At 30.3% G+C, this 24,401-nt stretch carries 18 protein-coding genes; 7 read left to right on the top strand and 11 right to left on the bottom strand.

Annotated features, from left to right (window positions below; translation table 11 throughout):
- Positions 1–9 precede the first annotated feature (9 nt).
- A complete protein-coding gene (locus tag FHR24_RS10675) occupies positions 10–2,166 on the bottom strand; it encodes a TonB-dependent receptor plug domain-containing protein (RefSeq protein ID WP_167188210.1) in 2,157 nt (718 codons plus the stop codon).
- Between the two features lie 97 nt (positions 2,167–2,263).
- On the opposite strand from FHR24_RS10675, the gene FHR24_RS10670 reads away from it, so the two are divergent.
- Positions 2,264–3,166: a DUF6607 family protein gene (locus tag FHR24_RS10670; protein ID WP_167188207.1), complete on the top strand. Its 903-nt coding sequence runs from the start codon at positions 2,264–2,266 to the stop codon at positions 3,164–3,166.
- 6 nt (positions 3,167–3,172) lie between these two features.
- Positions 3,173–3,661: a DUF2271 domain-containing protein gene (locus tag FHR24_RS10665; protein WP_167188204.1), complete on the top strand. Its 489-nt coding sequence runs from the start codon at positions 3,173–3,175 to the stop codon at positions 3,659–3,661.
- 61 nt (positions 3,662–3,722) lie between these two features.
- Here the strand turns inward: FHR24_RS10665 and FHR24_RS10660 are convergent, their stop codons facing one another.
- The 6 genes from FHR24_RS10660 to FHR24_RS10635 all read right to left on the bottom strand — a co-directional run bounded on the left by FHR24_RS10660 (position 3,723) and on the right by FHR24_RS10635 (position 11,455).
- On the bottom strand, positions 3,723–4,163 hold the full coding sequence (locus FHR24_RS10660) for a heme-binding domain-containing protein (RefSeq protein ID WP_167188201.1): 441 nt from the start codon (positions 4,161–4,163) through the stop codon (positions 3,723–3,725).
- Between the two features lie 16 nt (positions 4,164–4,179).
- On the bottom strand, positions 4,180–6,630 hold the full coding sequence (locus FHR24_RS10655; protein ID WP_167188198.1) for a TonB-dependent receptor family protein: 2,451 nt from the start codon (positions 6,628–6,630) through the stop codon (positions 4,180–4,182).
- Entirely contained in the window at positions 6,611–7,969 is a 1,359-nt protein-coding gene (locus FHR24_RS10650; protein ID WP_167188195.1) for an HTTM domain-containing protein, read from the bottom strand. Before FHR24_RS10650 ends, FHR24_RS10655 begins: the two co-directional genes overlap by 20 nt.
- 2 nt (positions 7,970–7,971) lie before the next feature.
- The gene (locus FHR24_RS10645) at positions 7,972–9,141 is read right to left on the bottom strand and encodes an imelysin family protein (RefSeq protein ID WP_167188192.1); all 1,170 of its coding nucleotides are present in this window, start codon (positions 9,139–9,141) and stop codon (positions 7,972–7,974) included.
- Between the two features lie 103 nt (positions 9,142–9,244).
- The gene (locus FHR24_RS10640) at positions 9,245–10,456 is read right to left on the bottom strand and encodes a DUF4856 domain-containing protein (protein ID WP_167188189.1); all 1,212 of its coding nucleotides are present in this window, start codon (positions 10,454–10,456) and stop codon (positions 9,245–9,247) included.
- 138 nt (positions 10,457–10,594) lie between these two features.
- Positions 10,595–11,455 (bottom strand): hydroxymethylglutaryl-CoA lyase, encoded by an 861-nt coding sequence (locus FHR24_RS10635; RefSeq protein ID WP_167188186.1) that lies wholly within the window; start codon positions 11,453–11,455, stop codon positions 10,595–10,597.
- Between the two features lie 99 nt (positions 11,456–11,554).
- Here FHR24_RS10635 and FHR24_RS10630 point away from each other — a divergent pair, with 99 nt between their 5' ends.
- A complete protein-coding gene (locus FHR24_RS10630; protein ID WP_167188183.1) occupies positions 11,555–13,066 on the top strand; it encodes an NAD(P)H-hydrate dehydratase in 1,512 nt (503 codons plus the stop codon).
- Positions 13,067–13,137: 71 nt separating this feature from the next.
- Complete coding sequence (locus tag FHR24_RS10625; protein WP_167188180.1) at positions 13,138–14,154, top strand: aldo/keto reductase; 1,017 nt, start codon at positions 13,138–13,140, stop codon at positions 14,152–14,154.
- A 129-nt stretch (positions 14,155–14,283) separates the two neighbouring features.
- On the opposite strand, the gene FHR24_RS10620 is transcribed toward FHR24_RS10625, so the two are convergent.
- Together FHR24_RS10620 and FHR24_RS10615 are read right to left on the bottom strand one after the other, a co-directional pair.
- Entirely contained in the window at positions 14,284–15,903 is a 1,620-nt protein-coding gene (locus FHR24_RS10620; protein ID WP_167188177.1) for a sulfatase-like hydrolase/transferase, read from the bottom strand.
- A 201-nt stretch (positions 15,904–16,104) separates the two neighbouring features.
- The gene (locus FHR24_RS10615) at positions 16,105–18,114 is read right to left on the bottom strand and encodes a sulfatase-like hydrolase/transferase (RefSeq protein WP_167188174.1); all 2,010 of its coding nucleotides are present in this window, start codon (positions 18,112–18,114) and stop codon (positions 16,105–16,107) included.
- A gap of 304 nt (positions 18,115–18,418) precedes the next feature.
- Here FHR24_RS10615 and mnmE point away from each other — a divergent pair, with 304 nt between their 5' ends.
- From mnmE to FHR24_RS10600, 3 genes are all read left to right on the top strand, one after another.
- Positions 18,419–19,810: a tRNA uridine-5-carboxymethylaminomethyl(34) synthesis GTPase MnmE gene (gene mnmE / locus FHR24_RS10610; protein WP_167188171.1), complete on the top strand. Its 1,392-nt coding sequence runs from the start codon at positions 18,419–18,421 to the stop codon at positions 19,808–19,810.
- A gap of 186 nt (positions 19,811–19,996) precedes the next feature.
- Positions 19,997–21,121, top strand: a complete 1,125-nt coding sequence (locus tag FHR24_RS10605) for a site-specific integrase (protein ID WP_167188168.1) — start codon at positions 19,997–19,999, stop codon at positions 21,119–21,121.
- On the top strand, positions 21,118–22,140 hold the full coding sequence (locus FHR24_RS10600) for a hypothetical protein (RefSeq protein ID WP_167188165.1): 1,023 nt from the start codon (positions 21,118–21,120) through the stop codon (positions 22,138–22,140). The genes FHR24_RS10605 and FHR24_RS10600 overlap by 4 nt, the downstream gene beginning before the upstream one ends.
- Positions 22,141–22,392: 252 nt before the next feature.
- On the opposite strand, the gene FHR24_RS10595 is transcribed toward FHR24_RS10600, so the two are convergent.
- Together FHR24_RS10595 and FHR24_RS10590 are read right to left on the bottom strand one after the other, a co-directional pair.
- Positions 22,393–23,589, bottom strand: coding sequence for an IS256 family transposase (locus FHR24_RS10595; protein WP_167188161.1), 1,197 nt, complete (start codon positions 23,587–23,589; stop codon positions 22,393–22,395).
- Positions 23,590–23,808: 219 nt separating this feature from the next.
- Positions 23,809–24,381: a hypothetical protein gene (locus FHR24_RS10590; protein ID WP_167188158.1), complete on the bottom strand. Its 573-nt coding sequence runs from the start codon at positions 24,379–24,381 to the stop codon at positions 23,809–23,811.
- Positions 24,382–24,401: the final 20 nt, after the last annotated feature.

Genomic DNA, 24,401 nt, shown 5'->3' with positions numbered 1-24,401 from the left:
GATTGATTTTTAATTAAGGTTTAAATTGATTAATAATTTTAAAAAATAAGATCTTCCGTTACCAAACAATCTGTTGTTTGCTGGGTTAGAATGACCTTCTGCTGCTACATCTGATGCGTTAACTGTAACTACATCTAATATATTTCTTGCTCCAAAAGTTAGATTTATGTTTTGGGTTATATCTTTTCTTACAGAGGCATCTAACCAAGTAAAACTATCTGTTTGGCCAATGTTTATTGCTCCAGAACCTGTATTATCTCCCAACAATACTTGCGTTCTTCCTGTATATTTTATTTGTCCAGAGAACGTGGTTTTAATAGAGGGAATTTTATAATTAATATTAGATTGTATATTGTAACTCCATAAGTAATCACTGTTACTAGTGTCTGTTGTACTAATGGTGGTAGATTCACCCATATAAGTTGCTCCTAAACCTAAAGACAGGTTTTTATAAGAATAGGTATTGTCTAAAGAAATTCCTGCTATTTTAGAATTGTCAATATTTGCATAGGTAAACAAGTTACTTCCATCTTCTTCTACAATAGTAATGTCTCCAATTTTATTATCTATATCAAAATAATACCCTTTTAAAGCTGTTTTTAGAGTGCTTTGTTTTGTAAGACGAGTACTTTTATTAAAGTTTAATAAAATAGAGATTCCATCTTCGGGCTGTAAATTTTTATTTCCTTGTACGTTGTGATTGGCATCTACAAAATAATAGAAAAGCTCTGTAAAGTTTGGAGCTCTAAATGCAGATCCAAATACGGCTTTTGTGTTAAAGCTATCTGTAATTTTATAAATGGATGATAAAGACCAAATGAACTTGTTACCAAACTGAGAATTGTTTGTAATTCTTGCTCCAGGATATAAAGAAAGTCTTTTGTTAATATAAAAATCTGCAACACTAAAAAAGTCGTAATTGTTTAAGGTATTTACAACAACATCGTTTGAATAATCTCCCGTTGCAATGGCATCAAAACCTTCTTGCCAAGAAAACTCATACCCTACTTGTAAATTAAAAAAGGTAGAATTAGGCACAATATTACTAATAAATCCTTTAGAAAACCAGACATCACTAGACTGGCTTATAGCATCTGTATTGTATCCTTCTATACCTTGTAACAATATATTGTACGTATATTGTTGGTAATATCTTTTCTGATTTTGCTGTGATAAAAACAGATTGTAATTTGTCTCTCCTTTTAAAGGTCCTGTAATGGTAACATTGTTTACAATTCTGTTGGTATCAAAAGTTTCATCAACAGCAGTTGCCTTTAAGCTTCCATCTTCTTGTTTTCTTCCTGTAACAAATCTATTGTACACATCTACAGATTCATCAAAGTATTGAAACTTGTAAAAAATGTTATGTTTTCCTATGTTAATATTGGCATTTGCAAAATAAGTTATTTGCTCTTTAGGATTCCATTCTGTACCTCTTAAAGTATCATTCTTTACAGCTCCATCAACAATATTTACATAATCTTTTCCTTGGTATCCGTTGTAAAATCCATTAAAATTATTTCTAGAAACTCCCAGTGTATAATTGATATGTTCATTTAAATTATTAGACACTTTAAAATTTTGAATATGACGACCTTTGTCCGATATATTGTATTCTTTACCAATACTTTCTTCTTGTACAGAGGCTTGTATTTGCCATTTATGTCTTTGTCTACGCTCGGTTACAATATTAATAACTCCTGCTACAGCATTGTCTCCATACAAGACTCCCATGGCACCTTCTCCTACTTCAATTCGGTTTACGTCTTCTAAATTTATCTGAGAAATATCTATATTGTTTCCCATTCCATTGTCACTAGCAATAGGAATTCCGTCTATTAATATTTTTACATATTGACCATCTAAACCAAACATACTAACTGTAGATTTTCCTGTAGATGCATCTGGAGTTACCGTAATATTTAAATTTTGAGTCAATACATCTGCTAAATTATTTGCTGCTGTCTGTTCTATATCTTTTTTAGAAATAACAGCAACAGAAAACAGTTTTTTACTTAAAGACATTACATTGTCTTTATGAACTAGAACCACTTTTTCTAGATTTTGTGCTTTTATAGTATCTTTAGGAAAAAGGTTTTGTTGAGCAAACACATTTGCTTTTGATAGTATAAAACAGGCAACAACACTAAGTTTATTTAAACTCATTATAAATAAATTTTATGCAAATATATAAACTATTTTAAATCAATCTAAATAAATTTTATAAATTTGTCGCAACATAAAAATTTTAAAAAACAGATAAATGAACAAGTTTATGATAACCAGCTTAGTGCTGAGTTTAACTTTTGTGAGTAGTGTAAAAGCACAAAAAAAGAAAGACAGAGAAGCCATTAAAGAAATGTGTGGTTGTTTTGAGGTGAGTTTTAATTTTGCCGAAACCTTTAACTATAGCAACGATTCTTTGTACAGACCTTCTAAAACAAAACAAGATCAAACTGCTATAGAATGGGCACAATTAGTTATAGATGACAAAGAACATATTTCTATTCAGCATTTATTACAAGTGGGGCCACCCAATAAACCTTTTATTGTAAAACACTGGAGACAAGATTGGTTGTATGAAAACAGAGATTTTTATATGTTTAATGGAGATAGACAATGGAATTATGAAGAAAAAAATAAAAAAGAAGTAAACAACCAATGGACACAAAAAGTATATCAGGTTGATGACAGTCCTAGATACGAAGGATCTGCTAGTTGGGTACACGTAGACGGAAAAAGTTACTGGGAAAACACAACCACTGCTCCATTACCAAGAAGAGAATACACCAAACGTAACGACTACAATTTAACACTTAGAGGAAACCGACACGAGGTTACTCAATACGGTTGGTTACACGATCAAGACAATGCAAAAGTGATTCGTGAAAATGGCAAAGAAGATGTAATTCTAGCTCGTGAAAAAGGATACAATACTTATACCAAATTAGACGATAGTAAATGTAAAGCTGCACAAGAATGGTGGGCTAAAAATCAGGGTAAATGGGAATTAGTGCGTAACAAGTGGAACAAAGTCTATGCTAAAAATCAAGATTTATCGTTACATGCTAAAGTAAACAACAAATTGTTGTACAAATATTTATTTTCTGAGGATTACGAATCTGAAGAAAAAATTAATGCTATTGTTGACGATTTTATAAAGTAATTTTACATGAAAATTAATAAAAACACATTATTTTTTGCTTTAATAACCTTGTCTTTATCCTTAATAGGTTTTGCTCCTAATCCTACAAACAAATACAAATGTTTGATACAAATGCAAGATTATACAGGAGAAGGTGCATACGTTATTGTCTCTTTACTAAAACCAGATGGTTCTTATGACAAAACATTGTATGTAAATGGTAATGATGATGACTGGTTTTTTGATATTGATGCATGGTGGAGTTATTACGGAAAACACAGACCAAATATTGATGCCATTACTGGAGCAACTTTAAGTGGAGGTACTAGAGGTATGAGTATGTTAGAAATTGAAACGGATAAACTAAATAAAGGTTACAAAATTAGGTTTGAAACCGCCGTAGAAGATCAAGAATACTACAAAGATGATGTAGAATTTATTTTAAATGACAGTATTTATAATCAAAAAATAAGTGGTAAAGGATTTATCAATTACATTAGATTGATTCCTAATTAAACATAAAAAAACGGCTTGAAATTTTTCAAGCCGTTTTTTTTATAAATGTATTTGGTAACCATTAATAACTTAAAATAGTAGCTTTTGCCCAATCTATTAATAATTTTTGTTCTGACTCTGTTAGGTCTCCATGTAAAATTTCGTAAGATTCTAAAGGCATTTTATCCTCTTCTAACTCTTCCACAAGTTCCTCTAATTTGTGTTTTTTTCTTTTGGTTTTATAGTTAGACCAGTTAGAAAAATCTAAATGTTCCTTTCCTTCTTCTACATGATGGTTGATCCAAAAAGAAACAGGTGCTACTTTAGCATACCAAGGATAAGCTGTTTTGTTACTATGACAATCAAAACACTTAGCTGCTAAAATATTTTGAACTTCTATATTTGCTTTTGTATCTATAACAAATGAATCAATATCTCTTATAGCAGCTTCATTTTTATCAACTTTAACAAATTGAATTCCCACCAAAATAATTGCAACTGCAATTCCTATTTTTTTTAACATATTTTTTCTCTTTTTATTAAAACTTAATTTCTAAAGTACCGTAAAAATACCTAGGTTCTGCAGGAATAATACCTGGTCCAGGATACCCAGTGGCTCTACGTGTAAAATAACTGTTGTCTAATATATTATTAATTCCTGTTTCTAAAAGAAAATGTTTAGAAAATTTATAAGATAGAGAGACATCTAAAATATCGTAACTAGGAATGGCTCCTATAACATTTTGTTCATTGTTAGCATCATAAGGAGAGTTGGTCACATCTGTAAATTGTTCGCTTAGGTAGGTGTATTGAATGTTTCCTAATAAATTATCCCAACCAAAACTAGCTCCTGTTTTTACATTCATTAACGGAATAAACTCTACTTCATTTCCTGCTACATTATTTTCTTCTGAATCTAAATACACCGATTTTGTAACTGCAATATTGGTATAAACATCTAATTTTAAATGTTCGTTATTTTTAAAATAGGTTTCTTTAATATTCCATTGTAACAAAGATTCCAAACCATAAATAAAAGCAGTCCCTATATTTTTACGAACCCACTGTGCTCTTTTATTCAACACCTGCCCTATTCTATTTCCATAGACCAAGGTAAAAGCACTTAAATCATAAGAAAAAGCCTTGTCTACTTTTCCTCTTACTCCTATATCTGCTGTAAAACCAGTTTCATCTGTAATATTTTCATCAATAATAAAGGATGGGTTTACGGTTCTAATATCAGAAAAAGTAACAGAACGATAGTTTTGAGAAAAATTTCCATATGTTTCAAAAAATGAATTGGGTTTGTAGCTAATTCCTAAACCTAACAACACAAAATTTCTTACAAAAGAATTATTGTCTTCTATATGTTCACTTAAATTAGAATTGTTTTTATTAAATACATAATACGTTCCATCAGATTTGGTACTAATATGTTCAAACCTAAACCCTGGAGTAATACTTAAATGTTTGTTGATGTTAAAAATATGTTCTCCAAACAAAGAAGCGTTAAAGTTAGGAAAGTCAAAATTATTTTGATTTGGATATTGATCTGCATCCGCAAAACTAAAATCAGCATCTGTTCCTTTACTACCTGCACCTTGTCTTTGATTGTTATTAGCTTTGTAAATTTTTCCTCCTAACAAATAATAATTGGTAGTGTCTCCTAACTCATAACTAGATAAAAAACGAGTTTCTACACCGTAATTTTTAAAATTTCCTACAATTAAATCTCTGTTAAATACATAGGTACCATCAGTATTTTGTTCATCTCCATTAGTATTAAAAATAGCTGGTTTTTCTGCCGTAGGATCTCCCCTAAATCCAACTGCTTTTCTAGAGGCATCTAAAGCAAATAAACTCACCGTTAATTTAGAAGCATCGGTAATTTGTTGCTCTAGCTTAAAATTGTATAATTTCCAGTCTACATCAAACCAATTACGTTCTAAATAACTTTGAGTTGGGTCTTCTATAAACTGAACATCTGACAATCCTCCAGGTTGATGGGCTGTATAATTAAAAGAAGAAACCTCTAAACTAGCTTTGGTATTTTCAGTAAACTGATACCCAACGTGCGCAAAAAAGTTGGTAGATTCATAGTCTGAATTGGGTCTAAAACCATCTCCTTGTTTTCCGTTGTAATACGCGTAATAATTTAACTTATTTACCGTTCCACTTACAGAGGTAAAATTGCTTAGCGTACCAAAAGAAGCCACTGTATTACGTGTAATTAATTCTATAGGTTTGTCTACTGGTTTTTTAGTGATAAAATTAATCAATCCTCCAAATTGAGTTCCATATTGCAAAGATGCTGCTCCACGAATTACTTGAATTTGTTCCAACGCTTCTGTTGGCGGTGTGTAATAACTCTCTGGATATCCCAATACATCTGCACTAATATCATAATCGTTTTGACGAGTATTAAAATTGGCGGTTCTGTTAGGATCTAATCCCCTACCTCCAATATTTAATTGCAAACCACCGTCATTGCTATCGTAAATGTTTAATCCTGCAACTTTGGCAAATATTTGTCTGGGATTGTTACTCGCTTTATTACCACTTACCAGGTCTAAATTAACAACCTCTGTTTTTTTACCCGCATAAATATGTGTTCCTTCTACTGGTTTTAAAGTAGTTAATCCGTAGTTGATTCTTTTTTTAGCATTTAAAACTACGGCAGACAATTCTTCTTTTAAAGGAGCTAAATAAATTGTAATTTGTTGTGATTTGGCAAAGTTATAATCTTGTTCTACCGTAGCATAACCGTAATAAAAGAACATTAAACGAACTTTATTTTTGTTAAAATTGGCTTTTAAAATTCCTTTTTGATTGGTGTTTCCTAAATAGTTTTTTGTTCCCTCTACAACCTGTACTCCTTCTACAGGTTTCTGAGTTTCAGCGTTTATCAATTTAAACGTTATTTGATAAGCATAACTTAGTTGTACAAACAACAATAATAGAACGAGTATACTAAAATCCTTTAATTTCATCATTTAAGGGTAAAATCCATGTTTTGTTATGAAAGCCTTCTTCTTCTTTGTATAAATCAACTTTAGGATTGATGTAAAGCTGATTCAATCGTCCGTTTAGAGCCACATAACTCTCTGCAAAAATTTGAATATTTTGATGTCCTTGACTTTTAAAATGATCTCCTAACAAATGTGCGTACTCCAATATAAAATCGGGTTGAAAGCTCATTTGTTTGATTTGAAAAGAAGTTAAAAAATCGGAGTTTTTTACGTGAAATTGCTTTCCCGATACACTATCTTTTACGGTAAAAGTGGTATACCCCGCTTTTTCCATCAACATCACTCTCCAAGAAAAACGATACCCCTGCTCTGTCCAAAATAACTCACCAGGGTAACACAAATTTCTGAACGGCAAAAATAGTTGAATTATTAAAAATAGACTAATTACAAATAAGATATTTTTAGGCTGTTTGTATCGGTAATTTTCTTGTACAGAAACCTTAACGTTTGTTGGAATTATTAACGTTTTTTGAATGTGTTTTAATAATTTTTGATGCAAACTGCTGTCAAAGAAAATAAGCGTTGCACATATCATTATATAAGGAAACATTCCTATGTTAAAAAGAACTCTGGTAAACACATGAAAAACAACCACGGCTACAAAAGCAAAAGGTCTTGTTTTACGAATTAATAATAAAAAAGGAATGCTTAAATCGTACAAAGCACCACTCCAACTCATGGCGTAATGAAACCAACTCTGATTCATAAACTGCCCAACAATGGGTAAATCTGTTTTGGTAGACAACCAAATTTTTAAAGGTTGTGCTCTTAACAACCAGTCTGAATTTAATTTGGCCAAACCTGCATAAAAATAAACAATTCCTAAAACCAATTTGATGCTATCAACCGTCCATTTAGGAACATAAGTGTACTGAATTCCTTTTTTTAAAGCATCTAAAGAAAAGGTAGCATTTAAAGGCAAAAAGCACAGCAAAAAACTTAAAACACTAATAAAGTAATAGTGATTTAAATAAGTGGTTTTGTCTATTAGTTCTATATAAGTAAAACATAAAAAAAATAAAATAATGGACAATCTGTATTTGTAACCTAAAACAATACCCACACAAGCCAACATTGCCAAAGCAAACAATCCGTAGGTATACATTCCTAACGTTTGTACCCAAGCAAAGCCATAATAGGTAAAATGCCACTTTGGTAACACATATAATTGTTCTACCCAATCCATAGCCACAAAACGGATAAGACTGGTAAGCATTAAAACTCCAAATAGAATACGAAAAGCAGCTAAAGAAGCTGCTTTTGTTGTATTGTTTTGTATGTAATCTTTAATTGTATTCATTTTTAGTCTCCGTCAGAATCTACATAATCTATTTTTACATTTAAAGCTTGAAATGTATTTGTTTTAATCAGCACAACATATTCTTGTACAACATTAAAAGCATTGTACATTTTACTATTATCTTCTGTTACCTGAATTACAAAATCATCATTTAAAGTTGCTACAGTATTCTCTATCTCACTAAATTTAGCATCTATTTGTTCTGAAATTTTTACATCTTTATTTTCGCTAGATATATAAACTTCAGCATTTAAATAATCTAAATAATCTTTAATTCCTTCGTTGGTTTTAGTACCATCATAAGAAGTACCATAGTAAAAGTTTTTAACTGCCTTAAAAGCCTCGTTAAAATAAATTTTAGAATTTTCAGAGCTGTAATACCCTTCTACAGCTAGTATGTTTTCAATCCCATCTCTTTTACCTGATGAATTGGCTATTTTGTTTTCTCTAAACCCTTGCTCAACATAATTAATATAATCATTGGCCATTTTATCAAAAGAAGCTGTTGCAGAAGAACCACTGTTTGCTATTATAGTACTAGCATTGGTTGTCCAATAAGTATTAGCTCTATTAGTTAAATCAACCATTCTGTCTACCACTTTGTTTAAATAAGTTTTGTAGTTTTCTGCGGTTTCATTGTCTGTAAACTTAGACAGCGAATTTTCTTTATTGATTAAATAATCCAATGCAGGAAAACCTTGTTCATCAATAGTTCCAGAAGTATTTTCAAAACTAATATTATTAATCTCTGTTAGAGATTCCGATAAATTTGCTTCTAAAGTTCTATCATCTTCGTTAGAATTTGGAGAAGGGTTTGTGCTAGTTTCTCTATCTATAGGATATGTATTCATATAAATACGTGTTCCATTTGAACTTTGCAGTTCAAACATAGCCACATGTTGCCATACTTTTTGAGCTTCAAACATTGCTACTTGTAATTCTTGTTGTGTATCTGTAGTAGGAGTGTTTACAAAAGCAGTTGATTCTAACTTTAGATTGTCCATTTTTATTTTAAAATCTGCATATGCAGGAATAACTAAGTTGTTTACCCAGTTGTTTAAAATAAGCTGTCTATTAAAATTGTCTGTAGTAGTAGCAATATCTCTATCTTTTACTTTTACACAAGAAGATACTAGTAATATAATTATTATGAAACTTAAAAGTTTTTTCATTTGATGTTATAATTAAAAAATGAGGTTCAAAAATACAGAAAATTGAGGATTATGCTATTTGAATAGACACAATACCTCAATTTAGATTTTATTTAAATATGTTTTATTGATTTACTTGCTCAATAGTAAAGTCATATTTAGCAACAATTTCTTCAGATAATTCTTCTAACTTTTCAGCAGTTAAATCGTAAAAACCATTTGTACTACCATATAACTTGTTTACTAAAGCTTCTGATTCTGCTTTAGTAAAATAAGGTTCGTTTGTTAATGGGTTGTATGTAAATTGCAATGAATAGATAAATCCATATGCTTCTGACAATGCATGAAAGGCAGCTCTAGAATCTTCACCATCAATACTTCCTTTTGCTTTTTGTAGGTAATATACTCCTCTGGCAGCAGGAATTTTAGATAATTGGTATCTTAACACTTCTATAGCAGCGTCTCTAGCTTCATATTGTTTAGCAACAACTGCAGCTCGACCAATAATAAATGCGTTTTTAACAATTTCTGGAATGTTAGCAAAATAAGATTGTCCTGTAATTTCTTCTAAGTAATGACCTAATAATTTATCAGCATCACCTGCACCATATACATACCCATAAGCTTCATCAAAATGATGTTCCATAGTTGTATAATTAGCCTCAGAAACTAAAGTTCCTGCATCGTTTGCTGTTTTATAAGCATTTGTTCCATCAAAATTATCATCTAATCTGTTAAAGTAATGGTTTAAAGTTTGATCCATTGCCAAAGCACCAATCAATCCTTTGTAAAAAGCTTGGTTATATTCTAGCCCTTTTTCGTTTAAAAAACGCTTTCCATCGTAAATACCAGCAACTCCCTGTGCAGCTTCTTCTTTACTAGCTAATACAGTTAATTGGTTGGTTAAATATCCATCAAAATCTGCTTTTATAGCATCAGAAGCACTTGTATTATCTGAAAAAAGACCTACAGATGCAGCTACTTTACTTCTTACATTTTTAGATCCATTTAAAGAAGTATCTGTAAATTCAGTCGCTTGATTAAATCTATTTGTAAAATCTGTTTGTGTTGGAATTGGATCTACTGTAGTCATCAATGCACCTATTTCTACAACTTGATTCAACCTAGTAGTTTGTCCAGAAAAATTAACTGTTGTTTCTTGGTTTCTTGTAAACTCGTAGTTTGTAGGAATTGTTAACCCAGATGTATCAATATCATCTAAAGTTTTGGTAAACTTAAGTACGTCTTCAATTTTGTTATTATCATCACTAGAACATGATGTAAATAAAGTTCCTGTAGCTACTAATACTGCTAAAGTTAATTTGGTAATTCTCATTGCTATTTATTTAGACCTAATTTTAATAGGGTGTTTAAATTTGGCTACAAATATACAGACCAATTCTAAATAAGCAAAGTTTATTTTAATTTATTATAAATAAATTTACAAAAAGCTTTTCGTTTAAATAAATGGACTTTAAAAGACTTGTAAAGCAACGTTGTAAGCACTTTCAAAACGTAAAGAATTTACATTGGTATTAATCTGATGCTGTGTAAAGTAAGACAACATTTTTTCGGTAGGCATGTTTCCCGTTAAAGCATCTGTAGCCATAGGGCAACCACCATAACCTTTTATAGCACCATCAAAACGAAGACAACCACTCTTGTAGGCCGCATCTATTTTTTCGTGCCATTTGCTAGGTGTTGTGTGTAAATGTGCCCCAAATTCAACTTTTGGATAGGCAGGAATTAAATTAGAAAACAAGTAATGAATACTTTCTGGTGTAGAGCTTCCTACAGTGTCTGACAAAGAAAGAATGTTCACTCCAATATTGTACAGTTTTTCTACCCACTGCCCTACTATATCCACATTCCAAGGATCTCCATAAGGATTACCAAAGCCCATAGATAAATAAGTTACCACCTGTTTATTGTGTTTGTTTGCTATGTTGATGATTTTTTGCAACTCTTCAAAACTCTGCAAAATGGTCTTATTGGTGTTACGAACCTGAAAAATTTCGGAAATAGAAAACGGATAACCTAAATACGTGATTTCATCAAAAGCACAAGCATCTTCTGCACCTCTTGCATTGGCTACAATGGCTAATAATTTGCTTTTAGTAGATGATAAATCTAATTTAGACAATACCTGAGCAGTATCTACCATTTGAGGAATGGCTTTAGGAGATACAAAACTACCAAAATCAACGGTATCAAAACCACATTGTAAAATAGCATTAATGTATTTAGCTTTTAAATCTGTAGAAATAAATTCCTTAATACCTTGCATGGCATCTCTAGGACATTCTATTAGTTTTACATTTTTAGTAGCTATCATAACTTCAAATATACTAAGCAATATTTAATTGTATTCAAAAAAATCTAAAATTGATTATTGAAAAGAAATCCATAATTTTAACCAAAAGATGAACTTTGTATGAAGATATTTAATCCACAACAAATTAAAGAATTAGACCAATATACAATTCAAGAACAATCTATTTCTTCTGTTGATTTAATGGAAAGAGCTGCTCATAAAATTGTAGATCATATAACTCTTAACTATGCAATAACACAAAACTTTACTGTTTATTGTGGCTTAGGTAATAATGGTGGAGATGGTTTGGCTGTTTCCCGATTGTTATTAAAAAAAGGATACAATGTAACCGTTTATGTAGTAAAATACAGTGCTAATACCTCTTTAGATTTTGACGAAAATATAGAACGGCTAAAAAAAATTACTACGTTAAGAACTATTATATCCGAGAAACACATTCCTCCTATTCCTAACAACACTGTTATTATAGATGCTATTTTGGGTGTAGGAATTAATAGACCTTTAGACGGTTTGTGTAAAGTTTTAGTTGATGCCATCAATACAGCTCCTAATTTTAAGATAGCGATAGACATTCCTACAGGTTTGTTTTGTGAATTAGAAAACTATTCTACTGAACACACTCTTTTAAATGCAAATACTACATTAACTTTTGAAACCCCTAAACTTCCTTATTTAATGCCATCTATGGCAAAACATATTGGAAATTGGAAAGTTTTATCAATTAATTTATCTAGTCATTACAAACACAATATTGCTACCGAATATGAATACACAACATTAGCTGATATTCAAAAAATAAATATACACAGAGCTAAATTTTCTCACAAAGGAACTTTTGGACATGCTGAAATTATTGGTGGTGCTTACGGTAAAATAGGAGCTATAGTTTTAGCAACCAAAGCTTGTTTAAAAGCAGGTGTTGGTTTGGTTACTGCCTATACTCCCAATTGCGGAATGCAAATATTACAAACTACAGTTCCCGAAGCCATGTGGACAGGAAATCAACCTTGTGATTTTTATTTAGAAGGAAATTATATCAACACCTCTAAAACAATAGGTATGGGACCCGGATTGGGAGTTCATCCAAAAACACAAGCTTTTTTACATTTGGTTATAAAAGCAACTAGTACTCCTATGGTTTTAGATGCAGATGCTATTAATATATTGGCTAAAAACAAAGAATGGCTTAAAGACCTTCCTAAAAACAGTATTTTAACCCCACATCCTAAAGAATTTGAACGTTTAGTAGGTTCTTTTAATAATGATTTTGAAAAATTAGAAAAACTAAAAGAATTTACAGAAACCTATAATTGCATTATAGTCTTAAAAGGGGCTAATACTGCTATTTGCAGTCCCAATGGTCAAATTTATTTTAATAGTACAGGAAATCCAGGTATGGCAACCGCAGGTAGTGGCGATGTACTTACAGGAATTATTACAAGTTTATTAGCTCAAAAACACAAACCTATAGAGGCTGCTATTTTAGGGGTTTACATACATGGATTCGCAGGAGATTTGGCTAGTACAAAAACAGGTCAAATTTCTTTAACTGCTAGTGATCTTATTAAAAATATAGGAAAAGCATATTTAAAAATTAAACAAGTCTCCTAAATTGATTGCAAATAGTATATCGTTTTCTATAGATCCTTTTGTACTTTTAAACTTTAAAACTCATTTTTTATATGAACATTAACGACAAATCTAATCCCACTCCCTATTTACCCAATCCTGAAAGATATAATACAATGGAATACAATCGTTGTGGTAACAGTGGAATCTTATTACCCAAAATATCTTTAGGGCTTTGGCATAACTTTGGTTTTTATGATTCTTTTGAAAACGCTAGAAACATTCTAAAAAAGGCATTTGATTTAGGGATTACTCATTTGGATTTGGCTAATAATTACGGACCTCCCTATGGTAGTGCCGAAGAAAATTTTGGACGTATTCTTAAAAAAGATTTTGCCGACCATAGAGATGAATTATTTATTGCCTCTAAAGCTGGTTTTGATATGTGGCCAGGTCCTTATGGAAACAATGGTTCTAAAAAATATTTAACAGCTAGTTTAGATCAAAGCTTACAACGTATGGGCTTAGATTATGTAGATGTTTTTTACCACCACAGACCTGATGCAGATACTCCATTAGAAGAAACAATGCATGCCTTAGATTTGATGGTTAAACAAGGAAAAGCATTGTATATTGGCTTGTCTCGCTATTCTCCCCAAGATACTATTAAAGCACAAAAAATATTAAAAGATTTAGGAACTCCTGTGTTAATTCATCAATCTAAATATTCTATGCTAGAACGTGCAGAAGAAAAAGAACTATTCCCTACACTTTTAGAACAAAAAATAGGTTCCATTGTTTTTTCTCCTTTAGCACAAGGTTTGTTAACAGATAAATATTTAAAAGGGATTCCAGAAGGTTCTAGAGCATCTAAAAACAACACCTATTTACAGGCAGATGCAATTCCTAAAACAATTGATACCATTCAGAAACTGAATGAAATTGCATTAAACAGAGGTCAAAAATTATCTCAAATGGCAATTGCGTGGATTTTAACTCAGCCAGCAGTAACAACAGTTTTGGTAGGAGCAAGTAGTCCAGGTCAATTAGAAGAAAATGTACTAGCCACTCAAAATACATTTTTTACCAAAGATGAAATTGTTTTAATTGACAATGTCCTAAAAGCCTAAAAATAGAATTAAAACAGGAAAAATTATTTTAATAAAATTACCTATACACAAGTTCTAAAAAAAGGAACAGCTATTTAAATAGCTGTTCCTTTTTTTAGAATAAGTTAGTTGTATGGTTAATGTAAACAATTAATTTGTTTTAAATGTTTTATCATATTGAGGCAATTGTTGTGTTGTAAACCACAATTTTCTATGTGGATGTCCTTCTCCTCTCTCATGATCAAACCAAGCGGGTTTTACATCTTTAAATTCTTTTACTAAATTGTATCCCTTACTAGCTAAACTTTCTATGGTTTTAGTTGCATTAGCACCTGTTTCACTTTTATCATGCTGTTCTCCTGGATCTTTTTCAATATCAAATAATTTCCATTTACCATTTCCTCCAGTTTTTACAACTTTCCAAGGGTAAGCTATTACAGATGCATTATGAAATCCGTTTTGAGGTCTTAAAATTAACAGTGCATCATTTGGTCTAATTTCTTTATTTGCAATTATAGCATCCATAAAATAAGAACCATCTAACACTTTTTTAGAAGGTATTTTAGCTCCTGCTAATTGAGACAATGTAGGATACAAATCTAAAGCACTAATTTGATAAGGATATATGCTTGTTTTTTTAATTTTATTAGGCCAATGTACAAACATAGGCACTTTGTGTCCTCCTTCAAAAACACTTCCTTTTAAAGCATATAACGGATAATTAACAGCTCCTTTACTATATGTATATCCTCCATTATCGCTTAAAAACACAATGATAGTATTGTTGTATACTTCTTTATCTTTTTTTAATTCAGCAACTAATTTTCCTACATTGGTATCTAAATTTGTGACCATAGTTGCATAGGTAATACGAGCCTGTACAAACTTTTCTATCAATGCAGCTTTTTTTTCTGGATTCTTTTGTTTTTCTACAGCTCTAGAGTTTAAAATATATGGACTATTTCTAATTAGTTTTTCAAAGTTTGGATTGTTTTCTTTAAATTTTGCTATTTCATCAGCAGGAGCCTGTAAAGGTGTATGTGGTGCGTTGTATGCCAAATACATCATAAAAGGGTTTTCTTTTGATTTGTTTTTTTGAATGTAATTTATAGCATCATTTGTTAATACATCTGTTAAATAATCATCTTTATCAAATTCATTTCTATCAACATAAGTTCTATTTCTTTGCAATGGATCTTGATACTCATTTATTACAGGATTTTTAGAATCTTGTCTTCTGTAAAAAGCATCTTCATACTCACGCTCAAAATAATTTTTTCCTCCTCCTAAAAACCCAAAGAAATAATCAAAACCTCTGTCTAAAGGTTGATATTTTCCTTCAGCAAATCCTAAATGCCACTTTCCAAAAGCTGCAGTATTGTAGTTTGCATCTTGCAGTACTTTTGCAAAATAAGTTTGATCTGTTGCAACTCCTAATGGAGATTTAATATTATTAGGTAAATTGTATTGTGCTCCAATTCTGTGAGGCATCATACCTGTTAACAAAGCCACTCTACTTGGTCCGCAAAAAGGATGAGCTACGTGAGCATTTTTACAAATAATTCCTTGATTTGCTAGTTTATCCAATTCAGGAGTTGGAATGACACCTCTATCTTTTGGAAAATCTGCTGTTCTATTAAATCCCACATCACCATATCCTAAATCATCTGCAAGAATAACGATTACATTAGGTCTTGTACCTTTTGTTTGAGAAAAAGAAGTAATAGCAGTAAGTAATACTAAAAGGATTGTTAATTTTTTATGAAACATAACTTTGTGTTTTTATATAAATAAAGATTCTAATTTTTATGAGATATAGCTTGCAAACTAGGAAACAAAACTAAAATATAACCTTTTATTTACGTAGTATTATTTTGACTTTATATAAGTTAAAAAACACCAAACTATTATTATTTTACGCCTAGTAGCAGTAAGTAAACAGATTATTTTGTAGTTTCTTTTTTGGGAACTTTATAATTTTACAATTTTTTCTACAGCAAAATTATCACTTGTTTTAATTCTTAAAATATAGCTCCCTGTTTGCAAATCTGATACATCTATTTTAGGTAACAAATGATTAGAAACATCTACTTTTTTAATAGATTTTCCATCTATAGATAAAATTTCTAATTCTATTTTTTTTACAGAAATATCAAAATTCACATGTACATAATTACTTGTAGGATTAGGGTAAACATGAAACAAATCATTAAAAACTTGATCCAATCCTAAGACCAATTCATCAGAACCAAAAGCAGCATCGTACTGAGGTAGTTCTTGGGTATCAAACCACAAAGTTCTGTGCGGATGTCCTCCGTTACGTTCATGATCAAACCAAGAAGGTTTTACATCTTTAAATTCTTTTACATAAGTAATTCCTTTGTTTTTTAAACCTTCTAAAATACCATCACCATTGGGTTCGCTATTTGCAATATTAGTTGTTTCTCCAGGATCTAATTCTATATTATACAGTTCCCATTTAGAGTTTTTAGATCTTTTTACAGCTTTATATGGGTTTGAATGAATAGAAATTGCATGAAATCCATTTAAAGGTCTTAATACATATAATGGATCATTGGGTCTTAGCTCCTCACCAGCAATTAACTTATCCATAAAAGATTTTCCATCTAATTTTTTACCCGATGGAATAGAACCACCTGCTAGATCTACCAATGTTGGATATAAATCTAAAGAACTTATTTGGTATTTATAATGACTATTACTTCTTATTTTATTAGGCCAATGCACAAAGAAAGGCACTTTGTGTCCACCGTCAAAAATACTTCCTTTTAATGCAAAAAGTGGATGATTTACTGCACCCTTGCTATATGTATAACCTCCATTATCACTTAAAAATATAATAACGGTATTGTTAAACACATCCATATCTTTTTTTAATTCTGCTACAATTCTACCAATATTTCTGTCCATATTAGCAACCATGGTAGCATATATAATTCTATTTTCTGTGTATTCGTCTAACAGATTATTTCTATAAGCAGCAACTTTCTCATCTTTTTCTTGTTGAGATAAAGAATTATAATTGTAGCTCGTTTCTTTTTTCAATTCTCCTTCCACTTTATCTAACTCATACCCTCCTGCTTCTTTTAAGTAATCACTATTTCTAACCAAAGTTTCAAAATTAGGATTGTCTATTTTAAATTGTGCAATTTCATCTGCAGGAGCTTCTAAAGGAGTATGTGGTGCATTGTAGGCCATATAAACAAAAAAAGGAGCTGTTTGTGTAGATTTATCAGCAATAAAGCTAATTGCCTCGTCTGTTAAAACATCCGTTAAATATTCATCTAATCCAAATTCTTTTCTATCTACATAAGCCCTGTTTCTCTGCAAAGGATCTTGATATTCATTGGTAATTGTTCCCTTTGCTTCGTTCCATTGATTTGGATCGTTGTATTTATCTGCATGATTAGAATTTGAATGACTCCATTTGTAAAATGTATTATCATACTGCCTTTGTGTATAGGGTTTTCCTCCTCCTAAAAAACCAAAAAACTCATCAAATCCTCTATCTAAAGGTTGATATTTTCCTTCGGTAAATCCTAAATGCCATTTACCAAAAGCTGCAGTATTGTAATTCTTGTTTTGTAAAATGGTCGAAAAATAAGTTTCCTCTACAGGAATACCTAAAGGAGAAGTAATATCATTAGGCAAATTGTACTGCGCTCCAATTCTATTGGGCTGTACTCCTGTCATTAAAGCAGCTCTACTAGGACCACAAAATGGATGAGCAACATGACCATTGGTACATATAATTCCATTATTTGCCAAAGCATCTAATTGCGGTGTGGGTATAATCCCCTTTTCTGATGGATAATCTATTGCTCTATTAAATCCAACATCAGCATAACCTAAATCATCAGCCAATATAACCACCACATTAGGTCTTGTATTGTTTGTTTGTGCGTACATAGAACTACTTAAAGCTATTAAGCAGGAAATTATAAAAGTGTTTTTAATCATTTTTACATTTTTTGACTTTAAAACAGGTCTATAATTAGGTTGTGTCATTACAACTTAGCGTATACACCTGTATAGCAGGCAAAAATAAATGATATTCCTTTTTTATATAAATACTAATTTGACCAAAACAAGGCTAAAAACACATATTTCACAAAAAAAACAACTTAACATTATTTTTTTACCAATAAAAACAACCTTAAAACATATAAAACTTAAATTAAGAACAAGATTTATTCAGCTTTTACCTTATTGATTATTTAAAGTGAATGCTTGAAACTTTAAGAACTATACCTACATTTGTAGTATGATTTTAAAAGATACCATAGTTGCTTTAGCAACCGCTTCTGGAGTTGGAGCTATTGCTGTAATTCGTTTGTCTGGACCTGATGCCATTAAAATTGCAAATGATTGTTTTGTTTCTATTAAAGAAAATAAATCTTTGCTAGAACAAAAATCTCATACGTTACATTTAGGACATTTTGTACATCAAAGTAGAATTATTGATCAAGTATTGGTGTCTGTTTTTAAAAATCCACATTCATATACAGGAGAAGACACTATTGAAATTTCTTGTCACGGTTCTTTATATATTCAGCAAGAAATTATTCAGATTCTTTTACAACAAGGAGCTAGAATGGCTGATGCTGGAGAGTTTACTTTACGTGCATTTATGAACGGAAAATTAGATTTAAGTCAAGCAGAAGCTGTAGCAGATTTAATTTCTTCAGATTCAGAAGCCTCTCACCAAGTAGCTATGCAACAAATGCGTGGTGGCTTTTCTAACGAAATTCAGTTGTTAAGAGATCAATTAATCAATTTTGCTTCTTTGATAGAATTGGAATTAGATTTTGCTGAAGAAGATGTTGAATTTGCCGATAGAACTGAATTTAAAAATTTGGTAGCAAGAATTCAGCTAGTTTTAAAACGATTGATAGACTCTTTTGCTGTTGGAAATGTTATTAAAAATGGGATTCCTGTAGCTATTGTAGGAGAACCTAACGTAGGAAAATCTACCCTTTTAAATGCATTGTTAAATGAAGAACGTGCCATTGTATCAGACATTGCAGGTACTACACGCGATACTATTGAAGATGAAATTATTATTGACGGTGTTGCTTATCGTTTTATAGATACTGCTGGAATTAGAGAAACTAAAGATGTAGTGGAAAGTATTGGTATTCAGAAAACATTCGAAAAAATAACACAAGCACAAGTTGTAATTTATTTGTTTGATTTATCCGATACAAAATATCAAATCTATAGTATAAAAACGGAGTTGGCATCTATTAAAAATAAGTTTCCATTAAAACAATTAGTTGTAATTGGAAATAAAGCTGACACCATATCTAAAGAAGAATTAGAAAAGTTGAAAATAGAAATTCCTGAATTGATTTCTATTTCTGCAAAATCTAAACTAGGTATTGAAACGTTAACCAACGAGCTGACTAAAATGGTAAATATTGGTGCTTTAAATAATAGTGATACTATTGTAACCAATTCACGTCATTATGATGCTTTACTAAAAGCTTTGAATGAAATTAACAAAGTTGATGAAGCTATTATAAATAACGTTTCTAGCGACTTAATGGCAATTGATATTCGCGAAACCTTATACTATTTTGGACTAATTACTGGTGAAGTTACTAACGATGATTTGCTTGGGAATATTTTCGCGAATTTTTGTATTGGGAAGTAATCTGTACAAATACATGAAGACAAATATTAATAAATGAAAACATACACCTAAAAAACAGTAGTTTAAATATATTTACCCATTGTTGTTTTTCATCTTTTTTCATTTATTATTACTTTTGTTACTCTTGAATTACACCCAATAACATTATCAGGTGTAATTTATTACACCTGATAAAAGAAATTTTATATGAAAATACATTTACGAAGAAAAAAACTTAAAGGAAGAGAGAGTCTTTCAATTGAATATTACAACGGGACTATTACAGATGAGCATGGTAAACAAAAACATGATCGTAAATTTGAACATTTAGATATGTATTTGACTTTAGATCCTAAAACTCAAAAAGAGAAGAAGGAAAATAAAGAAACACTTGAAACAGCAGAACAGATATTCGCGATTAGAAAAGCCGAATATTATCAAGGTAAATTCAATTTAAAAAGTTCTCACAAAAGTAACAGAAGCTTTCTTAATTATTACAATCAGTTAAAAGAAGAGCGCTACGATAGTAAAAGTAACTATGATAACTGGGATGCTGCAGAAAAGCATATTTCTCGTTATTGTAATCAATCTCTAACTTTTGAAAATGTAGATGAGGAGTTTGTTAAAGGATTTAGAAAATACTTAGACAAAAATGCTTTAACCAAAAGTGGAACTCCATTATCACAAAATTCAAAGTATTCATATTTTAACAAATTTAAAGCAGTTATAAAAAGCGCTTATGAAGAAGGTTATATAGAGACAAATATTCTTAAAAGAATTAAAAGTTTTGCTATGGCTGAATCTACTCGTGAATATCTTACTTATAATGAGTTGCAAAATCTTACAAATGCAGAATGTAAATATCCAATATTAAAAAACGCATTCATTTTCAGTTGTTTAACGGGGATTCGTTGGAGTGATATTGATAAAATGGTATGGTCTGAAGTTAGAGATGAAGATGATACATTTAGAATTATTTTTAAACAGAAAAAAACCGATGGACTTGAATATTTATACATTTCTGATCAAGCAAGAAATCTGTTAGGGCATAGAAGAAACGCAAGTGATAAAGTTTTTAAAGGATTAAAATATGGAGCTCATTTTAATGCCGAAATTTTAAGATGGTGCATGAGGGCAGGTATCACAAAACACATAACATTTCACAGTGCAAGACACACAAATGCAGTCCTATTATTAGAAAACGGAGCAGACATATACACCGTATCTAAAAGACTTGGACACAAAGAATTAAGGACTACAGAAATTTACGCAAAAATTATAGATTCAAAAATGAAAGAAGCTGCAAGTTTAATACCTAATTTACAATTATGAAAAAAGTAAACTCATTAAAAAATACTTTTATTGTAATAAACAAATTAACTTTTTTTCTAATCGTTAAACCTATTATAATTTTCAAAAAACATAAAATATTAATATTTCCTCTTCTTATATCTGGCTTAGCAATAATTACACTTCTTGAAATTTATTATGAATACTTTACAAGTTTTTTAAAGTATCTTTTTTTACTTAATACAGAGAAATATCATTTATCTGCAACCTCTTTTATAAGCTTATCAATCTTTACTTGTTTATATATATCAGTGCTTATATTTTTTAACTATGTATTTAAAATTAAGCCTAATGATGTTTCTAAAGAAAATATAATCCTGAATAATAAAAGTTTAGAAATAAAAAATATTGACAAAAAAAATAGAGTTAATATAAATGATATTCCCCATGTTATCAACTTTAATAAAGTTAGTTATTCTCAATTTAATGAAGTAACTAACGATCATCGTCATAATGAAAAAACCAATATTGAAAATAATTACAATCATACATCATTCATTAATACTAATAATAACCATAACTTAGAAGAAATAAACAATACTTACAACTCTTTTTATGAAAAGAAAGAAAAAACCATAAATAAAGAAATACTGTCTTTTGAAATTAGATCTAAAATAATAGAGCAAACAGCTAATAAGTTTCAATATTTCTTTAAAAAAACAAATTCAAGAGAAGAAGACTTTATAAACTTATTACTTAACAAAAATGAAATCAAAAACGGATTAAAACTTTACGTAAGTGAAAAATGGTTTTGTTTTATATTATTTAAACTATGTAAAAACAACATCTTTGGTGATAATGCTCGTACCGCTGAGGAGGAAGCTTTAGACATATATAAATTTGTTATGATAGATAATAGTAAAAAAGAGAATCTAACTAAATATTTTTCTGAGTTTAAACAAAAAGATTTTTTACGTAATCAAAAAAAAGGCAACTACAATAAATTTAATTCCACTTTAGAGTTAATAATAAGAAATAATATTAAGTCTGTTAAAAATTAACAATATATAACTATGCTTTATAATGACTATGGTAACTATTACGTCTTTATCATTAAAAATACCTTGCGGACTGTAATGATTAAACATCCCATAGGGTATCAATCTGTTAAAACTACTGAAACATATTTAGAAGATTTTTTACTTAGGAATTAGACATTACAATTAAAAATGGTATATATAATAATAATAATAAATTTCAAAGTTAAGACACTATCCTAAAAAGTGTGTAACTAAAACTCAGGGTTAAATTATTTATAGTTTAATCCTGTTTTCAAATATAGCTAAAAATTGATTTAGTATCACTCCCCAGTTCCTGATGGGCATTGTCCATTTTTTAGTACTTTCTCTGAGCGCAAGAAATACTGATTTCATAACTGCATCATCTGTTGGGAATGAGAGTTTGTTTTTGGTGTATTTTCTTATTTTACCATTTAGATTTTCTATAAGGTTTGTGGTGTAAATAATGGTTCTTATTTCAATAGGAAAATCAAAGAATACAGTAAGCTCATCCCAATTATTTTCCCAACTTTTAATGGCATAAGAATATTTGGACTCCCATTTAATTTTGAAGTCTTTTAAGGCAGCTTTAGCGGCTTCTTTTGTAGGAGCCGTATAGATTTGCTTCATGTCACGAGTAAATTCTTTTTTATCCTTCCAGACTACGTAGCGACAGGAGTTTCTTATTTGATGTACCACGCAGATTTGTGTCGTAGAGTTAGGGAAAATGGTTTTAATAGTATCTGTAAATCCATTTAAATTATCAGTAGCAGTGATTAAGATATCTTGAGTTCCTCTGGCTTTTATATCTGTTAAAACGCTCATCCAAAAGGCAGAAGATTCATTTTTACCTAACCATAATCCTAATACTTCCTTTTTTCCATCAGTTCTCAATCCCACTGCAATATAAACCGTCTTATTTATTACTTTAGAGTTCTCTCTGACTTTAAATACAATGCCATCCATCCAAACGATTAGGTAAGTGGCTTCTAAAGGTCTGTTTCTCCAGGCAATAACATCTTCTGTGATTTTATCTGTAATTCTTGAGATAGTTGATGTAGAAATATCAAAATTGTAGAGTTCACGTATTTGTTCTTCTATATCACTATTGCTCATCCCTTTGGCATAAAAAGATATAATAATGTTTTCGAGGCCTTCTGTTGTACTTTCTCGTTTCTTAACAATCATAGGATTGAAAGAACTATCACGATCTCTAGGAACTTGAATCTCTGTTTCTCCTAAAGTTGTTTTTAACTTCTTTTTAGAATAACCGTTACGTAGATTTTGCTCTTTTCTTTTTTGATGCTTATCATAATCTAAATGAGCATCTAACTCTCCCTCTAAAATCTTCTCGATGCCTCGTTTGTGAAGTTGTTCTAAAAAATTGGTTAACTCTGCTCCGTTTTTAAATTGCTTTAAAAAATCGTCGTTTAATAAATCTTCTGGTTTCATAAATGCGTAAAATTTAAAATTAATAAATAAAAAAAACTCAGGATTGAATTCAATCCTGAGTTTTTAAAACTTACACACTTTATGGCTTAGTGCCAAAGTTAATCATACCACTTGTTCATAAGCTATAAAAAACCTAAAAGGCCATAAAACTAAACTGATTTTATGGCCTTTTAACATAGTACGCAACATATAATTGTAAGGGATTAATTATATCAACCCCTAAAATTTCATTTCAATTTTCTTTATGTTTTTACCTTTTAGACACTTGTCTCCTACTCGGTTTAAAATAAAATCACCCGTATATGCGGATGCTTTTGTTTCTCCTGGTTTAATGGCTGTAAAATGTACATCTGCTTTTTTGCATAAGACTTTATTAGGTTCTTGTGTTTTATAAGGTTCATATAATTTGAATTCTAATAAAGTAATTTCGTCATACTTTTTTTGAAGCTTATCTCTATCGTAAGTAAATCTTTTCTTTAAAGACCCTGCTACTACAGCATCAAAACCCGTTTTCCCTTCTTGCTTTTTGATTCTATCATTTAATGATGCTATTGATTTGGTCAACGAAGCTAACTTACTGGCTTTGTAATTTTCAAAATTTTCTTTTAGAAAAGTAATACTATCTTGAACTGTAATGGTTGACACTTCAAAATGTGTGTAATTCACTTTAAGGTCATAGTGTACTCCTTTTACAGTTTCTAAATAATCCTTAACAGCTTGCTTTTCTATCGTTTGAGCATTTGACAATGAACAAACGGTAAATAATACTATTGTAAATATTTTCTTTTTCATACTTTATTTTTATGTTATTT

Origin of the sequence: Wenyingzhuangia heitensis (genome assembly GCF_011762155.1) — a bacterium.
GTDB lineage: Bacteria > Bacteroidota > Bacteroidia > Flavobacteriales > Flavobacteriaceae > Wenyingzhuangia > Wenyingzhuangia heitensis.
The sequence above is the reverse complement of the archived record's forward strand: the minus strand, read 5'-3'. Positions and strand labels throughout refer to the sequence as shown.

Bases quoted from the DNA above. Each gene is read 5' to 3' on its own strand.
- mnmE (WP_167188171.1), top strand. From the start codon at position 18,419: ATGATTTTAAAAGATACCATAGTTGCTTTAGCAACCGCTTCTGGAGTT.
- FHR24_RS10600 (WP_167188165.1), top strand. From the start codon at position 21,118: ATGAAAAAAGTAAACTCATTAAAAAATACTTTTATTGTAATAAACAAA.
- FHR24_RS10620 (WP_167188177.1), bottom strand. From the start codon at position 15,903: ATGTTTCATAAAAAATTAACAATCCTTTTAGTATTACTTACTGCTATT.
- FHR24_RS10615 (WP_167188174.1), bottom strand. From the start codon at position 18,114: ATGATTAAAAACACTTTTATAATTTCCTGCTTAATAGCTTTAAGTAGT.
- FHR24_RS10630 (WP_167188183.1), top strand. From the start codon at position 11,555: ATGAAGATATTTAATCCACAACAAATTAAAGAATTAGACCAATATACA.
- FHR24_RS10665 (WP_167188204.1), top strand. From the start codon at position 3,173: ATGAAAATTAATAAAAACACATTATTTTTTGCTTTAATAACCTTGTCT.
- FHR24_RS10605 (WP_167188168.1), top strand. From the start codon at position 19,997: ATGAAAATACATTTACGAAGAAAAAAACTTAAAGGAAGAGAGAGTCTT.
- FHR24_RS10670 (WP_167188207.1), top strand. From the start codon at position 2,264: ATGAACAAGTTTATGATAACCAGCTTAGTGCTGAGTTTAACTTTTGTG.
- FHR24_RS10675 (WP_167188210.1), bottom strand. From the start codon at position 2,166: ATGAGTTTAAATAAACTTAGTGTTGTTGCCTGTTTTATACTATCAAAA.
- FHR24_RS10635 (WP_167188186.1), bottom strand. From the start codon at position 11,455: ATGATAGCTACTAAAAATGTAAAACTAATAGAATGTCCTAGAGATGCC.
- FHR24_RS10625 (WP_167188180.1), top strand. From the start codon at position 13,138: ATGAACATTAACGACAAATCTAATCCCACTCCCTATTTACCCAATCCT.
- FHR24_RS10650 (WP_167188195.1), bottom strand. From the start codon at position 7,969: ATGAATACAATTAAAGATTACATACAAAACAATACAACAAAAGCAGCT.
- FHR24_RS10655 (WP_167188198.1), bottom strand. From the start codon at position 6,630: ATGAAATTAAAGGATTTTAGTATACTCGTTCTATTATTGTTGTTTGTA.
- FHR24_RS10660 (WP_167188201.1), bottom strand. From the start codon at position 4,163: ATGTTAAAAAAAATAGGAATTGCAGTTGCAATTATTTTGGTGGGAATT.
- FHR24_RS10590 (WP_167188158.1), bottom strand. From the start codon at position 24,381: ATGAAAAAGAAAATATTTACAATAGTATTATTTACCGTTTGTTCATTG.
- FHR24_RS10595 (WP_167188161.1), bottom strand. From the start codon at position 23,589: ATGAAACCAGAAGATTTATTAAACGACGATTTTTTAAAGCAATTTAAA.
- FHR24_RS10640 (WP_167188189.1), bottom strand. From the start codon at position 10,456: ATGAGAATTACCAAATTAACTTTAGCAGTATTAGTAGCTACAGGAACT.
- FHR24_RS10645 (WP_167188192.1), bottom strand. From the start codon at position 9,141: ATGAAAAAACTTTTAAGTTTCATAATAATTATATTACTAGTATCTTCT.